We start from the raw sequence: 18,152 nt of genomic DNA on the forward strand, positions 1-18,152 counted from the left end.
TACCCCAGCGCCGTCCACGTCGCGGTGCCCATTGTGGGGGTCGAGGGGCCCGGGGGGGGGGGGGGGGCCCCCTCGAGCGCCGCGCCCCCCCCGCGCCGGTGTGTCCGTGGGGCCCGGGTCAGCCCAGGCCGACCGACTTCAGCCAGGCCTTGGCGACGTCCAGCGGGTCCTTGTTGTCGAGCTGGACCTGGGAGTCCAGGTCCAGCAGGGCCTTGGTGTCGAGCTTGGCGGAGACCGCGTTCAGGGCGGCGACGCCCTCCGAGGACAGGCCGCTCTTGTAGACGAGGGGCTGCACGTTCTCGAAGCCGAAGAGGTTCTTCGGGTCCTGGAGGACGACGTGCTTCTCCTTGGTGATGGTCGGGTCCGTGGTGAAGAGGTCCGCGGCCTGCACCGTGTTCTTCGTCAGCGCCGCCTGGGTCAGCGGGCCGCCCGCGTCCAGCGCCTTGAAGCCCTTGAACGTCAGACCGTAGACCGACTTCAGGCCGACCAGGCCCTGCTGCCGGGTCTGGAACTCCGGCGAGGCCCCGATGGTCAGGTCCTTCGCGATGCTCTTGAGGTCCGCGATGCTGGACTCGGAGGTCAGGTTGTACTTGTCGGCGGTGGCCTTGTTGACCGTCACCGAGTCCTTGTCCTGCGCGGAGGCCGGGTCGAGGAGCGTCAGCTTCGAGTCCAGCTTGGCCTCGATCGCGGCCGTGGTGGCCTCGACCGTCTTCGGCGTGGCCTTCGGGTCGAGGTAGGCGAGCAGTGCGCCGTTGTACTCGGGCAGCACCGTGATGGAGCCGTTCTTCAGCAGGCCGTACGTGGTCTCGCGGCTGCCGATGTTCGGCTTGTAGGTGACCTTGACTCCCTTGGCCTTGAGTGCCTCGCCGTAGATGTCGGCGATCAGGATGCTCTCGGCGAAGTTGTTGGAGCCGACGACGACGGTCTTGCTGTCGGACTTCCCGCCGCCCTGCAGCGGGTCGGAGGAGCTGTCGTCGTTGGAGGAACCACATCCCGCCAGCAGGGCCGTGGTCGCGGCGAGCGCGACGGCCGTCGCGGAGTAGCTCTTGATGGACCTGCTGCGTGGGGCGTTGGAGTTCACGATTCCCGTTCCGGACTCGGGGGATTGATGAGAAGGAAGCTCTGGAACTGATCCAATCCAGCCTGTTCTTACTCAGTCAAGAGCAGCCGGGTCACCAATTGGCCTCAATGCGTGATCAGTTGTGAATGCAGTGTGAACGGGCCGCGGGTGATCCGGCCGCGCTTTGTAACGGATTCTTGACGTAGGGCGACGCCCATGATCGTTCCATGAGGCGGTAGTCTCACCGCAGTTGGCGTCGGTAACAGCGGTGGGCGGGGGCCGCTTCGGTGCCATCGCGCACCATTTTCCACGATATCTTCATCGATCAGATTCGGTCATGCGTGGCGTCACATCGTCCCGCGCGATGAGATCCCCTGTGAAGGAGGCCCGGTGTCCACGAAAGAGGTGGACGCGACCGCCCGGCCCGCCCCGCCGTCGCCACGGCGCGGCATACGCGGGCTCGCCGACCGGTGGACGTTCAGGCGCAAGCTCAACCTCCTGGTCGGCGTGCCGCTGACCGTTGTGGCCGTCCTGCTCTCCTATCTCATCGCCGACCAGGTGAGCCAGGCACGCGACGCGGCCTCCGCCGCGGACCTCGTGCGCGACAGCGAGCAGGTGGCCTCGCTGGTCAACAAGGTGGAGAGCGAGCACCAGCTGGCGATCCTGCTCTCCGTGCGCTACGAGGCGGGCGGCCAGGGCACCGAGTCCACGCTCGCCGCCTACCGCAGGGCGCAGCAGGGCGTGGACGCGCAGATCGCGCGGGTGCGCGACACCTTCGGCGACGAGCTGCCGGACAGCGAGGCGCAGGCGCTGAAGGAGGTCGAGGGCCTCACCAGCCTCCGCGGGACCGTCGAGCAGAGCTATCTGCCCGCGAGCAACATCGACCCCGCGTACGACAACGCTGCCAGAACCCTCATCGACGGTCTGGGCCTGGACCGCAACGCCGAGCTCGCGGCCACCTTCACCGGCAACCTCCTCGACTCGCTGCTGCGCGCCGACGCCGCGCACGGCTCCTTCGAGACCGGCGTGTTCTCCGCGACGACCGGTGACACCAACGCGCTGATCGAGTTCACGACCGCCGTCGGGGCGTACGAGCTCTACGAGAACCAGGCCCAGCGCTTCGGCCGGTTCGCCAGCGAGGACCAGGCGGACGAGCTCACCGGCGTCGAACACACCGCCGCCATGCGGGAGATCTCCGAGGCGTACGCCGAACTCCAGGTCGCGCCCGGCACCCTGCAGGCCGAGACGCCGGCCGAGATCAAGGCGGCCTTCAAGGACGCGCTGGGCGACTACCCGGCCTATCCGCAGCAGGCGGAGAGCCGGCTGCGGATCACCTCCTCGCTCATCGACCAGATCGCCGACCGCGCCGACGCCTCCTCCAGCGACGCCACCTGGCGGGCCGGGCTGCTGCTGAACATCGGTCTGCTCGGCTTCGCGCTCTGGATCGCCTTCTCGATCATCGTGCGCCGCTCGGTGGTCCGGCCCGTCATGGCCCTCACCGGCGCGGCCCAGGAGGTCGCCGACGTGGCCGGGCGCGAGCTGGCCCGGGTGGCCGACGACGACGCCGAGGACGACAGCCCGCCGAAGCTGCGGGAGATGCCGGTCACCGCGAACGACGAGATCGGAGCGCTGGCCGAGGTGTTCAACCGCGTGCAGACCACCGCGATCGCGCTGCTGGAGCGGCAGGTGCTCAGCCGGCGCAACGTGGCCGAGATGTTCGGCAACGTCGGCCGCCGCGTCAGCAACCTGACGACGCGTCAGCTCGCGCTGATCGACGCGGTGGAGCGCGGCGAGACCGACCCGGCGATCCTGGAGCGCCTCTACTCCATCGACCACATCGCCGTCCGTCTGCGCCGCAACGCCGACAGCCTGATGCTGCTCGCCGGGATCCGCGAGACGGTCCTCCACTCCGGGCCCACCGCGCTCACCAACGTCGTACGGGCCGCGCTCGGCCAGATCGAGGGCTTCCAGCGGGTGCAGCTGCACGCGCGCACCGAGGTCATGGTCGAGCCCGACATCATCGGCGACCTGACCCTGATGGTGGCCGAACTCCTCGAGAACGCCGTGTCGTTCTCGCCGGTGGGCAGCCCCGTCGAGGTGTACGTCAAGGACTCCTCGCCCGAGGAGTCCCCGGGCGGGGCGACGATCGTGATCGCCGACCACGGCCTCGGCATGGGCGCCGAGCGGCTGGCCGAGGAGAACGCGCGCCTCATCCGCCGCGAGCGCCTGGACGTCGTACCGACGAAGGTGCTCGGTCTGTTCGTGGTCGGCACGCTGGCCCGCCGCTGGGACGTCACCGTCGCCCTGTCCCGCACACCGGGCGGTGGCGTGACGGCGGAGGTGACGGTGCCGTCCGCGCTGCTGCTGGCGATGAGCCCGGTGGGGGTTGCCTCCGGCGGTTCCGTGGGCGCGCAGGCCACCAGTGGTACGGCGGCTGCGGCCCGGACTTCCGGCGGACCGACCGTGCCCTCGTGGGCCGACCGCGGTGACGACGCACCGGCCGACGCGTCCGGCCCCCGGCCCTCGTCCGCCGTCGAGGAGAACACCGGCTTGCCGCACGACACCACCACCGACGGCCGACCGAGCCCGCTGCCGCGCCGCGTGCCACGCCGGGAGACGGACGCGGAGGCCGCGCCGGACACCGCGTCCGGTGTCGACTCGGCCCCCTTCATCCCCCAGGCCCGTACCGAAGAAGCCGGTGTGGCCCACGCCCGGTCCGATGATTCAACCCCCGGGCGGGTCGGCGGGCTTGCTGAGCCGGTATCGTCTTTCGAGGTCAGGGCGGGTGGGCCAGTGCCGTCCGGCTCGTCCCCGACCGGAGCCGTGCCCCCCGGCGACGGCTCCGCACGCCCGCTGCGCCGCCGGGTCCGCGGGGCCACCCTGCGCACCACCGTCGACGCCGCCCAGCAGGCGTCCCGGCAGGTCGCACGGCCCGCCGACGCGGCCGCCGTCCGGGACACGCTCGACGAGTTCGAGGCGGCCGTCGCCCGGGCCAACCGCGACAGCCGCGCCACGGCCGACGACGACGCCGGCCGGTCCGGCGACCGCCCCACCCCCGACCCGCACGACCAGAACCACCTCCCGGAAGGAGCCGAGCAGTGAGTACGTCGACAGGTGACACTCCCCCCTCGGGAGCCACCACGCCGGCCGAACTGCAGGCCGCGGCAGCCGACTTCACCTGGCTGCTGAACCGTTTCGCGACCGAGACCGCAGGCGTCGTCGACGCCATCGCGGTGTCCTCCGACGGACTGCTCATCGCCGTGTCCGAGCTGCGCGAGCACGCCGACTCCGAACGGCTGGCCGCGATCGTCTCCGGCATCACCAGCCTGGCCGCCGGCGCGTCCGGCAACTACGGTCTGGGCGGCCTCAACAAGGTCATCATCGACCTGGAGGGCGGCCATGTCCTGGTCTCCGCGATCGGCAGCGGCGCCGTGCTCGGCGTGGTCACCGACAAGGAGGCCAAGCTGGGCAACATCGCCTACGAGATGACGCTGTTCGCCAACCGGGCCGGCACCGCGCTCAGCCCGCAGCTCGTGCTCGCGCTGAAGAACAGCGTCGGCTCCCCGACCGCGCTCTGACCAAGAGACAGAGAGACCGAGAAACCGAGAGACGGACAACCTCATGGCGGACGGCAACCCACCTCCGGGCCCGGACCCGGTCGGCCCCGCCCCCGCCGTACGGCCGTTCCTGGTCACCGCCGGCCGGGTGGCGCCCACCGCGGCCGGCCGGCCGGTGCCCGTCGAGACCCAGGTGGTGGCCACCGCCGAGGGTCTCGCCGTGCTCGACAAGCTCTCCTTCGAGCAGCACGACATCGTCGCCGCCTGCCGGCAGCCGCAGTCCATCGCGGAGCTCGCGGCCCGGCTGCGGCTTCATCTCAACGTCGTACGGGTCCTCGCCGAGGACCTGCGCGCCGCCGGGCACCTCGTGGTGCACGTCCCCGACTCCGGCGTCACGCACGACGCCACCGTCCTGCGCAGGGTCATCGACGCCCTGCGTGCCATACCCGACTCCCGAGGGGTACTCCGTGACTCCGACTGAACCGGCCGCCACCTTCGCGGCCGCTCCGGTGGCCGCCGTGCGACCGCCGCTGCCGGTCAAAATGGTGATCGCGGGCGGCTTCGGCGTGGGCAAGACCACCGCCGTCGGCTCCATCTCCGAGATCGAGCCGCTGACCACGGAGGCCGCGATCACCGAGGTCGCGGCCGGTGTGGACGACCTCAGCCATACTCCGCGCAAGACCACGACCACGGTGGCGATGGACTTCGGGTGCATCACCATCGACCCGACGCTGAAGCTGTATCTGTTCGGGACGCCCGGGCAGGAGCGGTTCGGGTTCATGTGGGACGACATCGTCGAGGGCGCGGTGGGTGGTCTCGTGATCGTCGACACGCGGCGGCTCGACGACTGTTATGCCGCCGTGGACTACTTCGAGCATCGGCAGATTCCGTTTGCCGTGGCCGTCAACGCGTTCGACGGGAAGGTCGAGCACACGCTGGAGGAGGTTCGGTGGGCGCTGGATGTCGCCGAGCGGGTGCCGGTGCTGGTGTTCGATGCGCGGGAGCGGGGATCTGTGCGGGACGCTCTGCTGGTTGTGCTGGAGCTTGCGCTGGCTCGTAGCCAAGGGTGACGCCGTAAGAAACAAGCCCCCATCGGTCCGTTTTTGACTGCGGGCCGGTGGGGGCTTGTCGCGCCCGCGCGGCGGTAGCCGCAAATCGAATGCAGCCCCGCGCCCCTCAAGGGGCGCTTCTGCGTACCCCGGGTGACACGGTCAAGCGGGCCACCAGGCCGAAGAAGCCCAGTGTGAGTAGGGCCAGGACGGCGACCAGGGTCGCGCCGCCCACCACCTTCTCGTAGTTGCGCTGGTAGAGGCCGTCCACGATGTAGCGGCCGAGGCCGCCCAGTGAGACGTATGCCGCGATCGTTGCCGTCGAGACGATCTGGATGGCTGCTGAGCGTAGGCCGCTGAGGATCAGGGGGAGGGCCACCGGGAGTTCTACCTGGAAGAGGACCCTTGACTCGGCCATGCCCATGCCGCGGGCCGCGTCGACCGGGGACGGGTCGACGGAGCGTACCGCCTCGTATGTGGTGACCAGGATCGGGGGGACGGCGAGGACCACCAGGGGGATCATCACGGGGGTCAGGCCCAGGCCCAGCAGGACGAACATCAGGACCAGGAGGCCGAAGCTGGGGAGGGCGCGGCCCGCCGTGGCGACGAAGGCCACGCTGTTGCCGCCGCGGCCGGTGTGGCCGGTGATCAGGCCGGCCGGGAGGCCGATGGCGGCGGCGATCGCCAGGGCGGTCAGGGAGTACTGGATGTGCTCGCGCAGGCGGGTGGGGATGCCGTCGTAGCCGTGCCAGTGGGCGTTGTCGCTGAAGAAGGCGTTGATGAAGTGGAGGACGTTCATCGGGCGGCGTCCTCCAGGGCGATCTGCATCGGTTCGGGTTCGTCGACGGGACGGGGCTTGCGGGTGCCGCGCGGCATCCAGGGGGTCACCAGGACGCGGACCAGGACGAGGAGGGCGTCGGCGAGGATGGCCAGGACCGCGGTGCCGATGACGGAGAGCCAGACCAGGCGGGGCTGGTGGTAGATCATCCCGTCGTTGAGGAGGTTGCCGAGGCCGCCCTGGTTGCCGATCAGCATGCCGACGCTCACCAGGGAGATGCTGGAGACCGTGGCGACCCGGAGGCCGGCGATGATCGCGGGTGCGGCGATGGGCAACTGGACCTGGAAGTAGCGGCGTACGGGCCCGAGGCCCATCGCGGTGGCGGCGTCGAGGGTCTCCTGGGGGACCGAGCGGACGCCGTCGACGATGGCCGGGACGAACACCACCAGGCTGTAGACGCCGAGCGGGATCATCACGGTCAGTTCGCTCTGGCCGGTGTAGTCGATGAGGACGACGAAGAAGGCCAGGGAGGGGATGGCGTACAGGATCGTCGTCACCCAGAGGACCGGTGGGTACAACCAGCGCAGCAGTACGCACAGTTGGGCGATCGGCAGGGCCACCAGGAGTCCGCCCACGACCGGGATCAGGGCGAGGCGCAGATGCAGGCCGACCAGACCCCAGTACGTGTTCTGCAGGTCGCTCGGTATGTCGAAGAGGCCGTTCATCCGGCGACCTTCTCGCCGCTGTGGCCCTCGGCGTGCGCGGCGCGGATGGCCTCGCCGATGGTCTGCTGCGAGACCACGCCGGTCACCCGGCCGTCGGCCCCGACCGCGACGGCCCAGCCGGTCGGCGAGAGCACGGCACCGTCGAGCGCGGCGCGCAGCGACTCCTTGCCGTGCTCGAACGGCCGTCCGTAAGGCAGCAGTTGGGCCGGGTCCACGGCCCCGGCGGTCAGCCGCGCGGGCTCGCTCCAGCCGAGGGGCTTGCCGTTCACATCGGTTACGAGGAGGTAGGGGACGTCCTTGGAGGTGCGGGCGGCGATCTGCTCGGCGGTGGCGTCGACGGCCACGATCGGGGTGGTGAGCAGGGCGAGGCCGGCCGAGGAGAAGAAGGACAGCCGGCGGATGCCACGGTCGGCGCCGAGGAAGTCCTCCACGAAGGCGTCGGCCGGGTCGGACAGCAGCTCGGCGGGCGGCGCGAACTGGGCGAGGTGGCCGCCGGTGCGCATCACGGCGACCATCGTGCCGATCTTCACGGCCTCGTCGATGTCGTGCGTGACGAAGACGATGGTCTTGCCCAACTCGTCCTGGATGCGCAGGAGTTCGTCCTGCAGCCCCTTGCGTACGACCGGGTCGACGGCGGAGAAGGGCTCGTCCATCAGCAGTACCGGCGGGTCCGCGGCGAGCGCCCGGGCCACGCCGACGCGCTGCTGCTGGCCGCCGGAGAGCTGGTACGGGTACCGCTTGGCGAGCGAGCCGTCGAGGCCGACCCGCTCCATCAGCTCCCGGGCCCGCGCGCGGGCCTTCGACTTGTCCCAGCCGAGCAGCCGGGGCACGGTGGCGATGTTGTCGATGATCGTGCGGTGCTGGAACAGACCGGCGTTCTGGATGACGTAACCCATGGACCGGCGCAGGGTGTTGACCGGCTGCTGCGTGATGTCCTTGCCGTCGATGGTGATCGTGCCCTCGCTCGGCTCGATCATCCGGTTGATCATCCGCAGGGTCGTCGTCTTGCCGCAGCCCGAGGGGCCGACGAAGACGGTGATCGACCGGTCGGGTATCTCCAGGGAGAGGTTGTCGACCGCCACCGTGCCGTCGGGGTACCGCTTGGTGACTGAATCTATCCGTATCAAAGCGCCGAATACCCTTCGGGTCTGGACCGTTGGTGGCTGAGTCTAGACCTCTTTTGTTTCACCACTTCCTCCAGTGCATGGCTGGATTCAGGCGCCCGGGCGAACCGCCCTTCCGGGCCCCCGGCCTGGGGATCCGTCCTCAGTCCCCTGTGGCGGACCTGTGAGTCCGCTGATTCTCACCGGCCCCTCAGAAGCCGCTCAGGGATCCCACAGCGACGGACCCGATGGTCGTCCTCATGAGCGAAACGAACGCGGGAGGCGTCCGGCGCAGGTCGGTCGAGGTCGTGGTGCCGGTCCACAACGAGGCGCGCGTCCTCGCCGACAGCGTCGGCCGTCTCCACGCATACCTCGAAGAGTCCTTCCCGTTCCCGTTCCGGATCACGATCGCCGACAACGCGAGCACGGACGGCACCTGGGCGGAGGCGACGGACCTGACCCTCCGGCTCCCCCATGTGCACGCCGTGCACCTCGCGGCCAAGGGCCGGGGCCGCGCCCTCAGGCAGGTGTGGTCCGAGTCCACCGCGGACGTCGTCGCCTACATGGACGTCGACCTCTCCACCGGTCTGGAGGGCTTCCTGCCGCTGGTCGCGCCGCTGCTGTCCGGGCACAGCGACCTCGCCATCGGCAGCCGCCTGCACCGCCAGTCGGACGTGGCGCGCGGCGCCAAGCGGGAGTTCATCTCCCGCTCCTACAACCTGCTCCTCAAGGCCGGCCTCGGCGCCCGCTTCTCGGACGCGCAGTGCGGCTTCAAGGCCGTCCGCACGGACGTCTTCCGGGCGCTCGCCCCGCACATCGAGGACACCGCCTGGTTCTTCGACACCGAACTCCTGGTCCTCGCCCAGCGCAACGGGCTGCGCATCCACGAGGTGCCGGTCGACTGGACCGACGACCCCGACAGCCGCGTCGACATCGTCCGCACCGCCCTCGACGACCTCAAGGGCATGCGCCGGATGCTCCACGCCACCGTGACCGGCCGTACCCGCATCGCCGTACCCAGGCGGACCAGCACACCGCAGGTGCCGGCCGCCCGAACCACCCCTGGAATCCTGCCCGTTGGGGCGAACGACTCTCACCACCTGGAGTACGCGTCATGACGACCCTCGCCCCGCCGCCCGCACCGCCCGCCCAGGAGGGCAGGCACCGGGCCGCCACTCCGCCGCCCGCGACCCGGATGAGAAGGCTGTTCGCCGGCGCCCCCGAGGACCCGCGCTGGGCCCGCCCCGCACTGTGGGCGATCCTCGTCCTGGCCACGGCCCTGTACGCCTGGAACCTCTCCTCCATCACCGGCAACACCTTCTACAACGCGGCCGTCTACTCCGGCACCAAGAGCTGGAAGGCGTTCTTCTTCGGCGCCCTGGACTCCGGCAGCTTCATCACCGTCGACAAACCGCCGTTCGCCCTGTGGGTGATGGGCCTGTCGGCCCGCGTGTTCGGTTACGGCACCTGGCAGTTGATGCTGCCGATGGTGGCCGTGGGCACGGGCTCGGTGGCCCTGCTGTACCGGCTCGTCAAGCGGGACTTCGGAGTCGTCGCGGGCACGATCGCCGCCCTGACCCTGACCCTCACGCCGATCACCGTCGCCATCAACCGCGACACCAACCCGGACCCGATCCTGGTCTTCCTGATGCTGCTCGGCGCCGCCGCGCTGCTGAAGGCCGTGCGCACCGGACGACTGATGCCGCTGGTGTGGTCCGGCGTCGCGATCGGCTTCGCGTTCAACACCAAGATGATGCAGGCGTACGTCGTCCTGCCCGCGTTCTTCCTGGTGTACCTGTGGGCCGCGAACGCCTCCCTGGGCCGCCGCATCCGCAACCTGGCCGTCGGCACGGTGGCGTTGATCGCCTCCAGCGCCTGGTGGATGGTGGTCGTCGACCTGATCCCCGCCTCCTCGCGCCCCTACATCGGCGGCTCGACCGACAACACCGTGTGGGACCTGGTCATCGGCTACAACGGCTTCGGCCGGATCTTCGGGGCGAGCTCCTCGGTCGGCTCGCAGGGCAACGGGGCGAGCTTCGGCGGGAGTTCGGGCTTCTACCGGATGTTCAACGACATCATGGGCGGCCAGATCTCCTGGCTGATCCCCTTCGCGGCCATCGCCCTGATCGGCGGCCTGGCGCTGCGCGGCCGGGCGCCCCGCACGGACGCCAAGCGCGCGGCCCTGATGCTCTGGGGCGGCTGGTTCGTCCTGCACTACCTGACCTTCTCCCTCGCCGAGGGCACCTTCCACCCGTACTACGTCACCGCCATGGCCCCGGGCATCGCGGCGCTGGCCGGTGCCGGCGGGGTCATGCTGTACCGCGCCTTCAAGGAGGGCTCGGTCGCGAAGTGGGGCTGGGTGCTGCCGGGTGCGATCGCGGTCAGCGCGGTCTGGGCGGTCGTCCTGCTCCAGCGGGTCTCCGGTTCGGGAACGCTCTACACGGTCGCGGAGATCGTGGTCGGGGTCGCGGGTGCGGCGGCCGTCCTCGGTCTGCTGGCCGGGCGGTTCATGAAGCGGCAGAAGCTGGTCGGCTTCGCGGCACTGGCGGCGATCGTGGCGCTGCTCGCCGGTCCGGCGGCCTACTCGGTCTCGGCGGCGACGACCGCGAGCACCAACGGCACGAACCCGACGGCCGGTCCCAGCACCGGTGGCGGCATGGGCGGTGGCGGCGGCATGGGCGGCGGCCCGAGCGGCAGCAAGAGCGGCAGCGCGCCGACCGGCAACGCGCCCAGCGGGTCCGGCAGTTCGGGGCAGTCCACGGGGCAGCCGCCGACCGGTACGAGCAGCACCGGCACCGAAAGCAGCAGCGAGTCGCAGACCGGTCAGACCGCCGGAGGCACGGGCGGCGGCATGGGCGGTGACGTCAGCTCCGCGATGATCACGTACCTCAAGAAGCACCAGGACGGCGCCACCTGGCTCGTGGCGGTGGCCACCGACCAGACCGCGTCCTCGATCATCCTGGAGTCCGGCCAGCCGGTCATCTCCATGGGTGGCTGGTCCGGCAGCGACAACGCGATGACCCTGGCCAAGCTGAAGAGCCTGGTGAAGTCGGGCAAGCTCCACTACATCGTGGTCAGCAGCAACGGCGGCCAGTCCACCAACTCGGAGATCTCGACCTGGGTCAAGAAGCACGGCACGGCCGTGAGCGCCTACAGCGGCCTCTACCGCCTGGACGCCTCCGACGTGAGCTGACCCCTCCCTATCCCCCACCCCAAGCGGGCGGGCCGCCGGACTCCCCTGCCGGCGGCCCGCCCTTCTTCGGTTCCACCGCACCCCCGCCACCGAAACCGCCGTGAAGCCGCCCTGAATCCGGCCCCCGGCACGCTCTGCGGCATGAACCCGACGCACCCGACGACACCGGCCATCGAGGCGACCGGCCTCCGCAAGGCATACGGCGACAAGCTCGTCCTCGACGGCATCGACCTGCGCGTCCCCCGAGGCACGGTCTTCTCCCTCCTCGGCCCGAACGGCGCCGGCAAGACCACCACCGTCCAGATCCTCTCCACCCTGATCCGCGCCGACGCCGGCACCGCCCGCGTCACCGGGCACGACCTGGCCGCCGACCCCCAGTCCGTGCGGGCCGCGATCGGCGTCACCGGCCAGTTCTCCGCCGTCGACAACCTGATCACCGGCGAGGAGAACATGGCCCTGATGGCGGACCTGCACCACCTGGACCGCGCCGAGGGCCGCCGTGTCATCGCCGGGCTCCTCGAACGCTTCGACCTGGTGGACGCCGCGAAGAAGCCCGCCTCCGCCTACTCCGGCGGCATGCGGCGGCGCCTCGACATCGCGATGACGCTGATCGGCTCCCCCGAGGTGATCTTCCTGGACGAGCCGACGACCGGTCTCGACCCACGCTCCCGGCACGCCGTGTGGCAGATCGTCCGCGAGCTGGTCGCCGACGGGGTGACGGTCTTCCTCACCACTCAGTATCTGGAGGAGGCCGACCAACTCGCCGACCGTATCGCGGTGTTGAACGGCGGCCGGATCGTCGCCGAGGGCACCCCGGACGAACTCAAGCGCCTGGTCCCCGGCGGGCATGTCCGGCTCCGCTTCCTCGATCCGGCCGAACTCGCCCGCGCAGCGCATGTGTTGGGCATCGGACAGCGGGACGACGAGGCGCTCACCCTCCAGGTCCCGGGCGACGGCAGCGTCCACACCCTGCGCGCCCTGCTGGACGCCCTCGACAACGCCTCGGTGGGCGTCGACTCGCTCACCGTCCACACCCCCGACCTCGACGACGTCTTCTTCGCGGTCACCGGCCGCCCCGAGCACGAGAAGGTGCAGACCCGATGACCACGACCACCGTCCCGAACCCGGTGACCAGGAACGCCGTCCCGAACCTCCACCTGCGCGACTCCCGCACCATGCTCCGCCGCAACCTCCTGCACGCCCGCCGCTACCCCTCCATGACCCTCCAGGTCGCACTGATCCCCGTCTTCCTGCTGCTCCTGTTCGTGTACGTCTTCGGCTCCGCGCTCGGCGCCGGAATCGGCCAGGGCGGCGACCGCACCGCATACCTGTCCTACCTCGTGCCCGGCATCCTGCTGATGACCGCCGGCGCCGGATCCATCCCGACCGCGGTCGCCGTGTGCACGGACATGACCGAGGGCATCGTCGCCCGCTTCCGCACGATGGCGGTCTCCCGGGCATCGATCCTGGTCGGCCACGTGGTCGGCAGCGTCATCCAGACCGTGATCAACCTGGTCCTGGTCACCGCTGTCGCCCTCGCCATCGGCTTCCGGCCGAACGCGAACCCCCTGGAGTGGCTGGCGGCCTGCGGGCTGCTCCTCCTCTTCGTCCTCGGACTGACCTGGCTCGCGGTCGCCCTGGGACTGATCAGCAAGACACCCGAGGGCGCGAGCAACGCCCCGCTGCCGATCTCCTTCCTGCTGCCCTTCGTCAGCAGCACCTTCGTGCCGGTCGACTCGATGCCGTCCTGGATCCGCTGGTTCGCCGAGTACCAGCCCTTCACCGCGGTCATCGAGACCGTCCGCGGCCTGCTGACCGGCACCGGCATCGGCCACAACGGCTGGCTCGCCGTGGCCTGGAGCCTGGCGATCGTGATCCTCGGCTTCGTCTGGTCCCTGCGCCTATTCGACCGCGACACCCACTGAACACCCCGTCACCAGAAGGGCAGTTGCTATGGCAGACGCCGTGCACCCCACCCCCGAACTCGTCGAGAACCCCACGCGGTCCTGGCCGGCCTCGGGCACTCGCCCGGCGACGGCTTCCACCTGCTGAGTCTGCCGGTCAGGCTGTGACCGCGGTGCGGGCCGCGGCCCGCAGCCCCTCCCCGTCCAGGGCGGCGTACGTGGACACCGCGTCCTCGTAGGCCACCTTGTCGGCGTTCGCGGCCGCCTCGCGGGCGCGGGCCGAGGACATCGTGGGCTGGAAGTTGCGCAGGGCGCGGAAGCGTTCGGCGAGGCCGGTCAGGCGGGCACCGCGAGCCCCGTCGCCGTCGGCCAGGGCGACCGCGCCGAGGGCGAGGAGGAGCGCGCCGCAGACCGGGAAGTCGACGGTGGCGTGGTGCGGGGCCGTCGGCCGGTCCAGCAGGGCGGTGAGGCGGCCGGGCAGCGCCGCGGCCAGGGGCGCCACCAGGTCCGTACGGCCGTGCCGGGCGTGTGCGGTCAGGGCGACCGACTGGAGCTCCAACACCCAGCCGTCCATGAGGAGTTGGTCCCCCACGGGCGCGGGGCGGTGCTCCAGTCGCTCCAGCGCCCGGCGCCACAGGCCCAGCCCCGTCTCGACGTCGCCGCGCGCGAGGGCCATCTCGGCGCGGGCGCCCAGGTCGGGGGTGAAGGCATCCGGGTCGGCGCCCTCCGGCTGGTTGCGCAGGGCCTCCTCCAACCAGTGCTCGGCAGCGTCGAGTTCACCGGTCTGCAGGTGGGCGAGCATGAGCCCCCACCTCATACCGATCGTGTCGTTCCACTCGCCGAGACTCTCCAGGGCGTCCAGCGCGCCCAGCATGTGCGGCAGGGCCTCGCCGCCGCGCTCGGTCTGCAAGCACAGTTCGGCGAGGCGGGAGGCGGGCCAGATCCGCAGCACCGGGATGTCCGCGCCGGCGAGCGCGTCGACCATCCGGCGGGCGGCGGCGAGGGCAAGGTCGGGCCGGTCCTCGCTCTCCCATACGTAGGTGGCCACGCAGTTGGCGATGCCCGCGAGCAGCGGCTGCCCGCTGTCGCAGAGGCGGGCCAGCGCGCCGTGGTCCGCGAGCACCTCCGGCACGGCACCCAGCACCGCCGCCAGGGCCCGCACCAGCGTGTCCGGTTCGGCGGGCGGCAGCCGGCGCAGGGCGGCCAGGGGGCGGACGGCGCCCGGGCCGACGCCCAGGAAGAGGCTCGCGGTCAGCAGGGCGGCGGCGGTGCGGGCCGGTTCGACGTACTCGGATGCGGGCCGGTAGTGGGACAGGGGCCGGGCGGTGTCCTCGGTGAGGGCGATCATGCGGGGGTAGTTGGTCTCGGTGGTCCACAGGGCGCCGAGTACGCCGGTGACCGCGGCGACGGTGTCGAGGTCGTCCCGGGCGAGCGCGAGCCGCAGCGCCTGGACGAGGTTGTCCTGCTCGGCGCGGATCAGCTGCCAGGACGCGAGGGGGTCGGTGCCGAAGGGAGCGTCATGGTGGACGACCCCGAACTGCCTTGCCCAGCCCAGGAACCGCTCCGTGACGGCCGCCTCCTCCCCGGCCCGCTCCCGGTGGTCGGCGGCGAACTCTCGTACCGTCTCCAGCATGCGGAAGCGGACGCCGTACGAGGTGTCCGCGGCCTTCAGCAGCGACTGGCCGACGAGTTCCTCCAGGATCTCCAACACCTCGAAGGCGCCGATGAGTTGCTCGGCGGCGTCGGCGGTGAAGCCGTCCGGGAAGACGGACAGGGCGCGCAGCGCGGAGCGCGCCTCCTCGTCGAGGAGGTTCCAGGACCAGTCGACGACGGCGTGCAGGGTGCGGTGGCGCTGCGGGGCGTCCCTGGGGCCGCCCCGCAGGAGCGCGAACCGGTCCTCCAGTCGGCGGGCGATCTCGGCGACGGACATCACCCGTACCCGGGCGGCGGCGAGTTCGACGGCCAGCGGCAGGCCGTCGAGGCGGCGGCACAGGGCGGCCACGGCGTCGGCGGGCAGGTCGACGCCGGGGCGGGCGGCGCGGGCGCGCTGCTCGAACAGCTCGACGGTGGTGGCGGGGTCGAGTTCGGGGAGCGGGTAGACGGTCTCGGAGGTCAGGCCGAGCGGGGCACGGCTGGTGGTGAGGACGCGGAGGTCCCGGGTGCGGGACACCAGGGTCCGTACGAGGTCGGCGACCCCCTGGACGACCTGCTCGCAGTTGTCGAGGACCAGGAGGGCGGACCCGCCGCCCAGGACACCCAGAATCCCGCTGATCGCATCCCCCGCACCCCCGGGCCGCAGGCTCTCGCCGACGCCCAGCGCGGAGGCGACCTCGGCGGCGACGTCGGCGTCGGCGCGGACGCCGGCCAGCGGCACCAGGTGCACGACGCGCTGCTCGGCGTCCCGGGCGACGGCGCTCGCGAGGCGGGTCTTGCCGAGGCCGCCCGGGCCGACGACCGAGGTGACGCGGGCGCTGTGCAGCAGCCGGGTCACGGCGGCCACGTCGGCGTCCCGGCCGAGCAGCGGGTTGGGCTCGTGCGGCACCCCGCGCCGGACGACGGGGGCCTCGCCGCGCAGGAGTTCCTGGTGCAGTTCCTGGAGGGCGGGCGCGGGATCGGTGCCGAGTTCGTCGCGCAGTCGACGGCGGTGGGTCTCGTATGTGGTGAGGGCGGCTGCGGCGGTCTGACAGCGCATCAACTCCAGGAGGATTTCCTCGTCGTGGGGCTGGGACGCGGCCAAGTCGCCCAGGGGACCGACGGCTTGGTCGCGGCGGCCGGTGCGGGCGAGGGCGAGCGCACGGAGGCGGGTCAACGTCCGGTGCGTGCCGGCGCGTTCGGCGCGCAACTCGCCCAGGGGATCGCCGAGTACGGCTTCTTCACCGACCGTGGCGCCCTCCCACAGCGCGAGCCCCTCCTCCGCCTCGGCGAGCGCACCCGCGTGATCGCCGGCCCGCGCCTTGTCGGCCGCCGCGGCGGCGAACAGCAGCACTGCCGAGGCGTCGACCTGGTCCTCGCGGAGGCCGAGCCGGTAACCGGCGGGGGTGCTGACGATGACCTCGGCGCCGAGCTGCTTACGGGCCCGCGACACGAGGATCTGCAGTGCCTTGCCGGGATTCTCGGGCCGCTCGTCCGCCCACAGCCCGTCGACCAGCCGCCCCACACCGCACCCGGCCCGCAGCTCCCCGCCCAGCAGCGCGAGCAGCCCCCGCAACCGGGGTGCGGTGATCTCCTGCCCCCGGTACGCGACGGTCGACAGCAGCGTCAGCTCGATGGTCACCGGGTCAGGGTAATCAGATGATGGACAGGTCAGGCGGACGGATCAGGCGACCGCCGAGCGCTCGCCCGCCGTGGGGAAGCCCTCCGTCCGCAGCACCCGCCCCTCGCCATCCACCGCGAACACCTCGCACCCCGGCAGCGCGGCGGCCCACTCGATGCCCTCGGCGCCCATCGCGAAGGCCGCCGTGGCCACCGAGTCCGCCTCGGTCAGGGTCGGGGCCACGACCGTCAGGCTCAGCAGACCCGTCGCCGGCAGTCCCGTACGCCCGTCGATGATGTGGTCGCCGCGCTCGTAGCGGGCGGACGTCGCGACCGCGCCGTCCGTCAGGGCCAGCACCGTGCACAGTTTGTCGGCGTGTTCGGGGTGTCGTACCCCCACTCGCCAGGGACCGCCGGAGGCGGCCACGTCGCCCCCGGCGTTCAGGATGAAACGGCGGGCGCCGGACGCGCGCAGCAGGTCCGCCGCGCGCTGTACCGACCAGCCCTTCACCACCGCGCACGGGTCGAGCCCGCGCCCCGGCAGCCGTGCGTCGAACGCGCCGCCCGTCGCGACCCGGTAGTGCTCGCACAGGTCGAGGACCTCGACGAGATCGCGGCTCAGCTCCCGCCGCTCCAGCTCGCCCCGCCCGAAACGGGACACCTCGCTGTCGGGCTTGAACGGGCTGAAGCGGGCGTCGACCTCGCGCAGCCAGTCGAAGACCGCGTCCGCGGCCGACTCGGGCACGCCCTCGTCGTCGACCCGCAGCGAGACCGGGAAGCCCATGACGTGTTCGACGCGGTGCAGCATGTGCGGTACCTCAGCCCTTCGCGTCGATCGCGGCCTGGAGGGACTCCTTGTAGCCGTCGCTGGTGATGGTCGCCCCGGACACCGTGTCGATGTCCGCGCTCTGCGCCTTCAGCGTCTCCGAGATCAGCACCGGCACGGCGGCCGTGGTCTGGGGGTGGTTCGGCTGCTGGAGCATCTTCACTGCGGTCATCTTGTCACCCGAGAAGGTGACCTGCACCTGCACCGGGCCCTTGTCGGTGTTCACCGTCGAGCCGGAGACGGTCTGCGAAGCCGCGGCGGACGCCGATGGCGATGCCGACGAGGTCGAGGCCGACTCGGCGTTGTCGTCGATGGCCGCTTGGAGGGACTTCTTGTAGGCCTCGCTGGTGATCGTCGCTCCGGACACCGTGTCGATGTCCGCGCTCTGGGCCGAGAGCGTCTCCGCCACCAGCTTCGGCACGGCGGCCGTGGTCTGGGGGTGGTTCGGCTGCTGGAGCATCTTGACCGCGGTGATCTTCTCGCCGGAGAAGGTCACCTGGACCTGCACCGGGCCCTTCTCCGTCTGGACCGTCGTGCCCTTGACGACGGTCCCCGAGGTGGTGCCGCCCGCGGAGGCGGACGCGGACGGCGTCGAGGCCGACTCCGCGGTGGACGTCGTACCGCCGACGGACGGTTCGTAGCGCCAGACCGGGACCAGGCCCGCGATGCTGAGGACGACGACGGGTATGGCTCGCTTCACGATGT

General features: G+C 71.3%; 15 protein-coding genes. 8 read left to right on the plus strand and 7 right to left on the minus strand.

Features of this window, described 5'->3' with window-relative positions:
• Positions 1-118: 118 nt before the first annotated feature.
• On the minus strand, positions 119-1,081 hold the full coding sequence (locus tag ABZ848_RS25870) for an ABC transporter substrate-binding protein (protein ID WP_360835670.1): 963 nt from the start codon (positions 1,079-1,081) through the stop codon (positions 119-121).
• A 369-nt stretch (positions 1,082-1,450) separates the two neighbouring features.
• On the opposite strand from ABZ848_RS25870, the gene ABZ848_RS25875 reads away from it, so the two are divergent.
• Genes ABZ848_RS25875 through ABZ848_RS25890 form a run of 4 tightly spaced genes read left to right on the plus strand, consistent with a single transcriptional unit; the run spans position 1,451 to position 5,687 of the window.
• A complete protein-coding gene (locus tag ABZ848_RS25875; protein ID WP_360835672.1) occupies positions 1,451-4,162 on the plus strand; it encodes an ATP-binding protein in 2,712 nt (903 codons plus the stop codon).
• On the plus strand, positions 4,159-4,638 hold the full coding sequence (locus ABZ848_RS25880) for a roadblock/LC7 domain-containing protein (RefSeq protein ID WP_242764400.1): 480 nt from the start codon (positions 4,159-4,161) through the stop codon (positions 4,636-4,638). Before ABZ848_RS25875 ends, ABZ848_RS25880 begins: the two co-directional genes overlap by 4 nt.
• 43 nt (positions 4,639-4,681) lie before the next feature.
• A complete protein-coding gene (locus ABZ848_RS25885; RefSeq protein WP_360835674.1) occupies positions 4,682-5,098 on the plus strand; it encodes a DUF742 domain-containing protein in 417 nt (138 codons plus the stop codon).
• Positions 5,085-5,687: an ATP/GTP-binding protein gene (locus ABZ848_RS25890; protein ID WP_360835676.1), complete on the plus strand. Its 603-nt coding sequence runs from the start codon at positions 5,085-5,087 to the stop codon at positions 5,685-5,687. Before ABZ848_RS25885 ends, ABZ848_RS25890 begins: the two co-directional genes overlap by 14 nt.
• Positions 5,688-5,793: 106 nt before the next feature.
• Here ABZ848_RS25890 and ABZ848_RS25895 read toward each other — a convergent pair whose 3' ends face one another.
• From ABZ848_RS25895 to ABZ848_RS25905, 3 genes are read right to left on the minus strand one after another with little or no spacing between them, the layout of a single operon-like run.
• Complete coding sequence (locus ABZ848_RS25895) at positions 5,794-6,465, minus strand: ABC transporter permease (RefSeq protein ID WP_360835678.1); 672 nt, start codon at positions 6,463-6,465, stop codon at positions 5,794-5,796.
• On the minus strand, positions 6,462-7,169 hold the full coding sequence (locus ABZ848_RS25900; protein WP_360835680.1) for an ABC transporter permease subunit: 708 nt from the start codon (positions 7,167-7,169) through the stop codon (positions 6,462-6,464). The genes ABZ848_RS25895 and ABZ848_RS25900 overlap by 4 nt, the downstream gene beginning before the upstream one ends.
• Positions 7,166-8,296: an ABC transporter ATP-binding protein gene (locus tag ABZ848_RS25905; RefSeq protein ID WP_360835683.1), complete on the minus strand. Its 1,131-nt coding sequence runs from the start codon at positions 8,294-8,296 to the stop codon at positions 7,166-7,168. Before ABZ848_RS25905 ends, ABZ848_RS25900 begins: the two co-directional genes overlap by 4 nt.
• Before the next feature lie 236 nt (positions 8,297-8,532).
• Between ABZ848_RS25905 and ABZ848_RS25910 the strand changes: the two genes are divergently transcribed.
• The 4 genes from ABZ848_RS25910 (at position 8,533) to ABZ848_RS25925 (ending at position 13,390) form a co-directional block, all read left to right on the plus strand.
• A complete protein-coding gene (locus tag ABZ848_RS25910) occupies positions 8,533-9,390 on the plus strand; it encodes a glycosyltransferase (protein WP_360835685.1) in 858 nt (285 codons plus the stop codon).
• Complete coding sequence (locus ABZ848_RS25915) at positions 9,387-11,465, plus strand: glycosyltransferase family 39 protein (protein ID WP_360835687.1); 2,079 nt, start codon at positions 9,387-9,389, stop codon at positions 11,463-11,465. The genes ABZ848_RS25910 and ABZ848_RS25915 overlap by 4 nt, the downstream gene beginning before the upstream one ends.
• 141 nt (positions 11,466-11,606) lie before the next feature.
• The gene (locus tag ABZ848_RS25920) at positions 11,607-12,569 is read left to right on the plus strand and encodes an ATP-binding cassette domain-containing protein (RefSeq protein ID WP_360835689.1); all 963 of its coding nucleotides are present in this window, start codon (positions 11,607-11,609) and stop codon (positions 12,567-12,569) included.
• On the plus strand, positions 12,566-13,390 hold the full coding sequence (locus tag ABZ848_RS25925; RefSeq protein ID WP_360835691.1) for an ABC transporter permease: 825 nt from the start codon (positions 12,566-12,568) through the stop codon (positions 13,388-13,390). Before ABZ848_RS25920 ends, ABZ848_RS25925 begins: the two co-directional genes overlap by 4 nt.
• 136 nt (positions 13,391-13,526) lie before the next feature.
• On the opposite strand, the gene ABZ848_RS25930 is transcribed toward ABZ848_RS25925, so the two are convergent.
• Genes ABZ848_RS25930 through ABZ848_RS25940 form a run of 3 tightly spaced genes read right to left on the minus strand, consistent with a single transcriptional unit; the run spans position 13,527 to position 18,147 of the window.
• A complete protein-coding gene (locus ABZ848_RS25930) occupies positions 13,527-16,643 on the minus strand; it encodes a BTAD domain-containing putative transcriptional regulator (RefSeq protein ID WP_360835693.1) in 3,117 nt (1,038 codons plus the stop codon).
• 42 nt (positions 16,644-16,685) lie between these two features.
• Positions 16,686-17,429 (minus strand): FAD:protein FMN transferase, encoded by a 744-nt coding sequence (locus ABZ848_RS25935; RefSeq protein WP_360835695.1) that lies wholly within the window; start codon positions 17,427-17,429, stop codon positions 16,686-16,688.
• A gap of 10 nt (positions 17,430-17,439) precedes the next feature.
• The gene (locus ABZ848_RS25940) at positions 17,440-18,147 is read right to left on the minus strand and encodes an FMN-binding protein (RefSeq protein ID WP_360835697.1); all 708 of its coding nucleotides are present in this window, start codon (positions 18,145-18,147) and stop codon (positions 17,440-17,442) included.
• Between the last annotated feature and the right edge of the window lie 5 nt (positions 18,148-18,152).

The organism is Streptomyces sp. NPDC047081 (assembly GCF_040643775.1).
Classification (GTDB): Bacteria; Actinomycetota; Actinomycetes; order Streptomycetales; family Streptomycetaceae; genus Streptomyces.

Bases quoted from the DNA above. Each gene is read 5' to 3' on its own strand.
- ABZ848_RS25935 (WP_360835695.1), bottom strand. From the start codon at position 17,429: ATGCTGCACCGCGTCGAACACGTCATGGGCTTCCCGGTCTCGCTGCGG.
- ABZ848_RS25925 (WP_360835691.1), top strand. From the start codon at position 12,566: ATGACCACGACCACCGTCCCGAACCCGGTGACCAGGAACGCCGTCCCG.
- ABZ848_RS25900 (WP_360835680.1), bottom strand. From the start codon at position 7,169: ATGAACGGCCTCTTCGACATACCGAGCGACCTGCAGAACACGTACTGG.
- ABZ848_RS25915 (WP_360835687.1), top strand. From the start codon at position 9,387: ATGACGACCCTCGCCCCGCCGCCCGCACCGCCCGCCCAGGAGGGCAGG.
- ABZ848_RS25920 (WP_360835689.1), top strand. From the start codon at position 11,607: ATGAACCCGACGCACCCGACGACACCGGCCATCGAGGCGACCGGCCTC.
- ABZ848_RS25895 (WP_360835678.1), bottom strand. From the start codon at position 6,465: ATGAACGTCCTCCACTTCATCAACGCCTTCTTCAGCGACAACGCCCAC.
- ABZ848_RS25885 (WP_360835674.1), top strand. From the start codon at position 4,682: ATGGCGGACGGCAACCCACCTCCGGGCCCGGACCCGGTCGGCCCCGCC.
- ABZ848_RS25910 (WP_360835685.1), top strand. From the start codon at position 8,533: ATGAGCGAAACGAACGCGGGAGGCGTCCGGCGCAGGTCGGTCGAGGTC.